The organism is Nocardioides lianchengensis, assembly GCF_900101465.1.
Classification (GTDB): Bacteria; Actinomycetota; Actinomycetes; order Propionibacteriales; family Nocardioidaceae; genus Nocardioides; species Nocardioides lianchengensis.
The window spans coordinates 139455-145732 of record NZ_FMZM01000015.1; the positions used below are offsets into that span (position 1 = coordinate 139455).

Annotated in this window: 5 protein-coding genes; 2 read left to right on the plus strand and 3 right to left on the minus strand. The window is 71.7% G+C overall.

Going from position 1 to position 6278, the window contains the following annotated elements:
* Window positions 1-49: 49 nt before the first annotated feature.
* Window positions 50-2377 (plus strand): PQQ-dependent sugar dehydrogenase, encoded by a 2328-nt coding sequence (locus BLT76_RS22905; RefSeq protein WP_090860625.1) that lies wholly within the window; start codon window positions 50-52, stop codon window positions 2375-2377.
* Window positions 2378-2446: 69 nt separating this feature from the next.
* On the opposite strand, the gene BLT76_RS22910 is transcribed toward BLT76_RS22905, so the two are convergent.
* A complete protein-coding gene (locus tag BLT76_RS22910) occupies window positions 2447-2926 on the minus strand; it encodes an anthrone oxygenase family protein (protein ID WP_090860626.1) in 480 nt (159 codons plus the stop codon).
* 81 nt (window positions 2927-3007) lie between these two features.
* Here BLT76_RS22910 and BLT76_RS22915 point away from each other — a divergent pair, with 81 nt between their 5' ends.
* The gene (locus BLT76_RS22915) at window positions 3008-3991 is read left to right on the plus strand and encodes an AraC family transcriptional regulator (RefSeq protein WP_090860627.1); all 984 of its coding nucleotides are present in this window, start codon (window positions 3008-3010) and stop codon (window positions 3989-3991) included.
* Here the strand turns inward: BLT76_RS22915 and BLT76_RS22920 are convergent.
* Entirely contained in the window at window positions 3931-4374 is a 444-nt protein-coding gene (locus BLT76_RS22920; RefSeq protein ID WP_090860628.1) for a hypothetical protein, read from the minus strand. The genes BLT76_RS22915 and BLT76_RS22920 overlap by 61 nt on opposite strands.
* A gap of 385 nt (window positions 4375-4759) precedes the next feature.
* The gene (locus BLT76_RS22925; protein WP_090860629.1) at window positions 4760-6013 is read right to left on the minus strand and encodes an HNH endonuclease signature motif containing protein; all 1254 of its coding nucleotides are present in this window, start codon (window positions 6011-6013) and stop codon (window positions 4760-4762) included.
* Window positions 6014-6278: the final 265 nt, after the last annotated feature.

Sequence of the window (6278 nt, forward strand, 5' to 3'; positions counted from 1 at the left end):
CTACAGGAGATCCCCACGGTAGCCGCCGCGGGGAGGAAGAGAGTCCCTCATGGGCAAGTCACGCTGGTGGGTGACGGCCGCGGCCGGTGCGCTGGTCGTGGGTCTGTTCACCCCCACGCCGTCGATCGGGAGCGCCGTACCGGCCGCCGCCGACGGCACCCCGATCGCCGACCCCTATCCCGACAAGCCGCTCCGGTCGTCGCTGGGCCTGGTGCTCGAGGAGCACCACCAGTTCCCCGCCTCGGAGCCCACCCCGGCACCAACCGACTACCGGCTGATGCGCCACAACCGCATCAACTACATCGGTGACATCCCGGACGGCACCCGACGGCAGTACGTCCCGGACCTCAACGGCCCGCTCTACCTGCTGGACCGGGGGCGCGAGCACCGCTACCTCGACATCAAGGCGCAGTTCCCGAGCTTCTACTCCGGTCGCGGCATGGGCAGTGGCTTCGGCTTCGTGTCCTTCCACCCCGACTTCGAGGACAACGGCCTCTTCTACACGGTGCACACCGAGAAGACCGCCGACATGACGACGCTGCCGGCGACGACGTACCCGGCCCAGACGCCCACGTTCAGCCACAGCGTCGTCACCGAGTGGACCGCGCGCAACCCCGACGCCAACGTCTTCCGCGGTACCCGCCGCGAGGTGTTGCGGCTCGGGTTCGCCAGCCAGATCCACGCGATCCAGCAGATCGACTTCAACCCCACGGCCGAGCCGCGGGACGACGACTACGGCCAGCTCTACGTCGCGATCGGCGACGGCGGCATCGGCCTGACGACCGACCAGCCGCAGACCCTCGACAACCCCTACGGCAAGATCTGGCGGATCGATCCGCGCGGCACCGACGGCCCCACGGGCAGCTACGGCGTCCCGCGGTCCAACCCGTTCGTCGGGGACGCGGGCGCCCTCGGCGAGACCTGGGCGATCGGCATGCGTGACCCGCACCGGTTCTCGTGGGACCCCCAGGGCCAGCACCGGATGTACCTCGGTCACATCGGTCAGCACCAGGTCGAGGCGGTCTACGAGGTCCGGCCGGGGGACAACTTCGGCTGGAACCCGCGCGAGGGCCGCTTCGTGTACGACAACGACGACCAGTGCAACCTCTACCCGCTGCCCGCAGACGATGCCCAGCACGGCTACGTCTACCCGGTGGCGGCGTACGACCACGACGCGCCGGCCGGCTGGCCGTGCACGTCCGACAGCGGTCACGGCATCAGCGGTGGGCAGGTCTACCGCGGGAAGCTGCCCGCGCTGCGGGGCAAGTACGTGTTCGGCGACCTGGTCGACGGACGCGTCCTGTGGGCGCAGGCCGGCCAGATGCGTCAGGAGACCGGCCGGGAGGCGACCCTGCACGAGATGCAGCTGTGGACCACCGACGGGGAGCGGCTGCGGATGACCGACCTCGTCGACGACCACCGCGTCGACCTGCGCTTCGGTGTCGATGCCCGCGGCGAGCTCTACCTGCTGGCGAAGGCCAACGGGAAGGTGTGGAAGGTCGTCGGGACCCGCCACACCCCCTGGAAGGACGAGACGCTGCCCGCGCTGTCCGACTCGGTGGTGGCGGCGTACGACTTCGAGCACCCGTTCGCGGTCGACGGCGCGAAGGAGGAGGACCAGGGCCCGTCGCGCACGCTGCTCGACCTGGTCAACGGAGGCGAGGACATGCGGGTGCGCGACGGCGCCTACCCGGGCAGCCGGAGCTCGATCCAGACCCAGCAGGTCAACCCGACGGTCAACGGCAACGACGACTGGAAGGCGGGCGTGTGGGGGCAGGACGGGGTGGCCTCGCTGGACCGCTTCGCCGGCGCCGAGCAGGCCACGGTCATGGGCTGGTTCAAGATGAACGGCACCGGCCCGGCACTGAACTCGACCACGCCCGACCCGACCGACCGCTACAACGCGATCGGCCTCGCGGGGGTCCTCGCCGGCAACTCCGACGGGCACGGCGTCCGGGCGCTGCTGGAGCTGATCAACGTCGACGGGGAGCTGAAGCTGGTGGCCCTCGGTCGGCGGCTCGACGACGGCTCGTCCTCGACGTACGCCGCCTCCGCGGACTGGCGCTCGCTGCTGCCCCGCGGTCGCTGGGTGCACCTGGCCGCGACGTTCGACTACACGACCGGCGAGATGGCGCTCTACCGCAACGGCAAGCCGGTCGACGGGTTCTACACCTCGACCTCCGACCCGTGGCAGGTCGACGGCACCGGCACCTCCGACACGCTGCCTCGGGGCATCAAGATCGGTGGGTCGTTCCCGCAGAACACCCTCGAACGGAATCCCTGCGACTGCCGCATGGACTCCCTGGTGTTCCTCGACAAGGCCGCCTCCGCCGGGCAGGTGCGGCAGCAGTACCGCCGCTACCTCGCGGGCTACTGACCCGACGGCGCGGATGAGATCGCCGGGTCGGTGCGGTTCGCACCGGCCCGGCGAGTCCGTCCACCAGCCTCAGCTGCGGAGCGCGGCGACGGCCAGGCAGGCCACGGACGCGGTCGAGGTGAGGGTGCGGACGGCGTTCCAGCGCCGCCAGGTCGACTCGAAGTCGGCGCGGACGGCGGCCAGGTCGCGGATCGAGTCGACCGGCCCGGCGGCGGCGAGGGCGTCGTTGAGCGGCACGTTGAGGGCGCCGGTGACCACCACGGTGGCGACCGCGAGACCGGCCCCGGCGACCACCCACCACCGGGCGCTCCCGTGCGTCGCGAGCACCGCTGCTCCGGCGAGCGCCGGGGCACCGAGGAAGCTGGCGAGGAAGACCGGGTTCACGATCGCGACGTTCATCTGCTGCATGGCGTGCACGAACGTCCGGTCGTCGACCCGGCCCAGGCCGGGCATCACGCCGCTGGCCCAGGTGTAGTAGGTGCCGGCCTGGAGACCGCCCAGCACCAGGGCGGCGGTCAGGACGGGGACGCGGAGGTCGTCGAGGCTCATGCCCTCATCGTGGGGCGCCCAGTCGAGACGATCCATCGCTGGTGGTGCCGGATCCATACGCCAGCGTCTACGCTCGGCCGCATGGACGGCCTCGCCGCGCTGCTCGACGGCCCCCGTGCTCGGGGCGCCTTCCTGGTGCGCTGCCTGCTGGACCCGCCCTGGGCGGTCCGGCTGGAGGACGAGTCGCCGCTGTCGGTGACCGCCGTCGTCCGCGGGCACGCATGGGCGGTCCCGGACCGCGGCGCCGCCGTACGGCTCGAGGTCGGGGACGTCGTGATCGCGGTCGGGACCGACCACTGGAGCGTCGCCGACACCCCCGGCGCGGAGCCCTTCGCCCGGATCCTGCCGGGCCAGGTGTGCGTGACGCCGGACGGTCGCGAGCTCGCCGAGGAGCTGCACCAGGGCGTGCGGAGCTGGGGCAACAGCGCCGCCGGCGAGACGGTGCTGCTCACCGGCGCCTACCTCCTCGAGGGCGAGGTCAGCGGCCGGCTGCTCCGGGCGCTCCCCGGCCTGCTCGTGCTGCGGGCGGCCGACCTCGACTCCCCGCTGGTGGCGCTGCTGGCCGACGAGATCGTCAAGGACGCCCCGGGTCAGGACGCGGTCCTCGACCGGCTCCTCGACCTGCTGCTGATCACGCTGCTGCGGGCCTGGTTCGCCCGCCCCGACGCCGACCCGCCCGGCTGGTACGTCGGCCAGGGCGACCCGGTCGTCGGGCCGGCCCTGCGGCTGCTCCAGCACCACCCGGAGCGGTCTTGGAGCGTCGCCGAGCTGGCGGCGGCGGGTGGGGCGTCGCGGGCGGCGTTCGCGCGGCGGTTCGCGGCGGTGGTCGGCGTACCGCCGATGGCGTTCCTGACCGAGTGGCGCCTGGCCCTGGCCGCCGACCTGCTGCTCGAGCCCGACGCGACGGTGGCGGGCGTGGCCCGGCAGGTCGGCTACGCGACGCCGTTCGCGCTCTCGACCGCCTTCAAGCGCGCCCGCGGGGTCAGCCCGCGCGAGCACCGGCGTCAGGCCGCCCGCGATCCCGGCTCGAACGTCGCCGCCACCGCGTCGAACACCTCGCAGTAGTCGGCGTAGTCCTCGCGCGCGACCGTCCCGGTGAGGGTGATCCCGGTGCCGCCGAGCAGCCACGACCACTGCTCGCTGACCAGGTCGGTGGACCCGAGCCGGTGCGCGAACCGCGCGTAGACCACCGGCCGTCCCTCCAGCTCGAACGCGTCCTCGTCGTCCACCTCGAACCCGACCAGCTGCCCGGCCAGCTCGCCCATCGCGTCGGCCCGCCACTGCTCGAGGTCGTCGTCGACCGGCGCGCACCGCAGCACCAGCTCGGGCGCCACGCCGCTCTCCGGGAGTGTGGCCGCCCGCGCGTGCACCAGCACGCCGTGGTCGGGGTCGGAGCGCCGCCGCCAGCGCGGCGGCAGGGCGATGGTCAGGTCACGGAGTCTCGTCATGACCGGGCAGCATCGCCGTACGGCGGGGGCGGTGAAACCGGGCCGGTCCGCGCCTGTGGAGAAGGTCGGGAACCACCGACCGAGGTCCGGGGGAGAGTGGCCCCGCTGGGCGCCGTCGAGTGCAGCGAGGGCGGGCCGTCCGAGGCCGCTCCGCCGTGACCGACGCCCTGTCGCGGGTCACGGTCCTCGACCCGATCGCCCCGTGGATGCCAACCGGCGAGTGTGGGAGCGCGCCGGGTTCCTCGTAGTGCTGCCACTGGAGGACGGAGGCGTCCTGCCCGCTGGGACCGTCCTGGCTGCGGACCGCGAGTCCGGAACCATGGCCGAGCCGGGTTCGACCGTCACCGTCACGGCGGCGCGCCCGTAGCCCCTCGGGCTGTGGCCGTCAGGGCTGTGGGGTGGCGGTGCCGGTGTGGTCGCGAACGAACGTCAAGCCGTTCGGACTGCGCCAGACGAACGTCGTGTCGTCGACCTTGTCGTAGCGCCAGCGCGTATGTGTCTTCGCGCGGTGATGTCTTCGGCAGAGTGGGGCGATGTTGCAGTCGCACGTGGCGCCGCCGTGGGCGGCTGGGTCGCTGTGGTCGTGGTCGCAGGACCTCGATCGCCTGCGACACCAGGGGAACACGCAGGAGTGCTGGAGCAGGGCCTGGCGTTCCTTCAACCGGTCGGGGACCTCGTAGGCATCCACGTGCACGTGACCGGTCAGGTCGATGACCGGCTTGATGACGACCTGACTGTCTCCGTCCTGGCACCAGCTCTTGACCTGCTCGACCGAGATGAGGGTGCGGGTGTTCTCGACGCGGGCGATGGCGGCGTCGGCGAGGTGGACGTGGACCACGACCTGGCGGGGCCGTTTGCGGTCCGGGTCCGGCTCAGCATTGAGATCGAGCGTGAGCTGGCGTCGAGCCAGGTCACCGATCGCGATGGAACGGCGCACGTCGAGCGACAGGCCGTCGGCGATCGTGGCGAGGTGGGTCGCACCCCGAGAGACGGCGTCTTCGAGGTCGAGTGCGTCGACGAGGTCGAGGGTCCCGCGGACTTCGACGTGGCCGTCGTAGGAGACCTGCTGGGTCTCGATGTCGAAGTGCCGTACCTCGGCCGCATCCCGGGCGCGCTGGGCAGCGGTCTCCGGGTCGAAACGGACCCGGGCTTCTTCGATGGTCCGGTCGAGCTGGGCAATCGAGATCTTGTGCGCCACTGAGGCGACGTGAAGGTCGACGAACTCGGCGCCGTCGAGTGGGAGGTCGATGGTCTCGGCGGCGATGCGGCGGGCTTTCCAGACCGGGAGGTCCAACGATTGGACGCGTTCGTAGACCCTGGGGAGTCGGTGGGCGAGCTCGACGGCGTGGCCGAGGTAGATCCGCCCGGAGTCGGACGACAGGCCGAGTGCGGCGGAGAACTCCAGCACGGAGAACTCCGCGATCAACGGTGCGCCGGGGCCGGCGATGGCCATCTCGTCCTCGCAGCCGGGGATCCAGACGGCGGCGGCGTCGTGGAGGGAGTCGGTGGAGTGCATGCCGGCCCAGGTGACGGCGGCGGCGAGCTGGTCGGCCTCGGCCTGCAACTGGGCAGATCGTCGGGCGCGGACGAAGGCGAGCACCGCGGGTGCGGTGTCGCAGTCGTCGAGGTCCCGAGCCATGCGCCCATTCTACTCGAACACATTATCGAATGCGAGGGTTGTCCACAGCCTAGTTCGAACGGTCGACCCCAGGTGACCGAAAGCCAGAAGCAGCCTCGTGATGGCCCTTGATCACCGCGGACGGTGAGCCCCCTTCTTTCTGTAAATGTCTTCGAACCGGCCTGGTGCACCGAGCAGACGTCACGGCAGGGGCCGACCTACCGGAGGTTGCTTGCTGGCTGCGGGGGTCTCGACGGGCGTTCAGGACTTCGTCCTTCACTGCTCG

What these genes read in the sequence shown, in the direction of transcription:
- BLT76_RS22905 (WP_090860625.1), top strand. Translation starts at nt 50, where the DNA reads ATGGGCAAGTCACGCTGGTGGGTGACGGCCGCGGCCGGTGCGCTGGTC.
- BLT76_RS22910 (WP_090860626.1), bottom strand. Translation starts at nt 2,926, where the DNA reads ATGAGCCTCGACGACCTCCGCGTCCCCGTCCTGACCGCCGCCCTGGTG.
- BLT76_RS22915 (WP_090860627.1), top strand. Translation starts at nt 3,008, where the DNA reads ATGGACGGCCTCGCCGCGCTGCTCGACGGCCCCCGTGCTCGGGGCGCC.
- BLT76_RS22920 (WP_090860628.1), bottom strand. Translation starts at nt 4,374, where the DNA reads ATGACGAGACTCCGTGACCTGACCATCGCCCTGCCGCCGCGCTGGCGG.
- BLT76_RS22925 (WP_090860629.1), bottom strand. Translation starts at nt 6,013, where the DNA reads ATGGCTCGGGACCTCGACGACTGCGACACCGCACCCGCGGTGCTCGCC.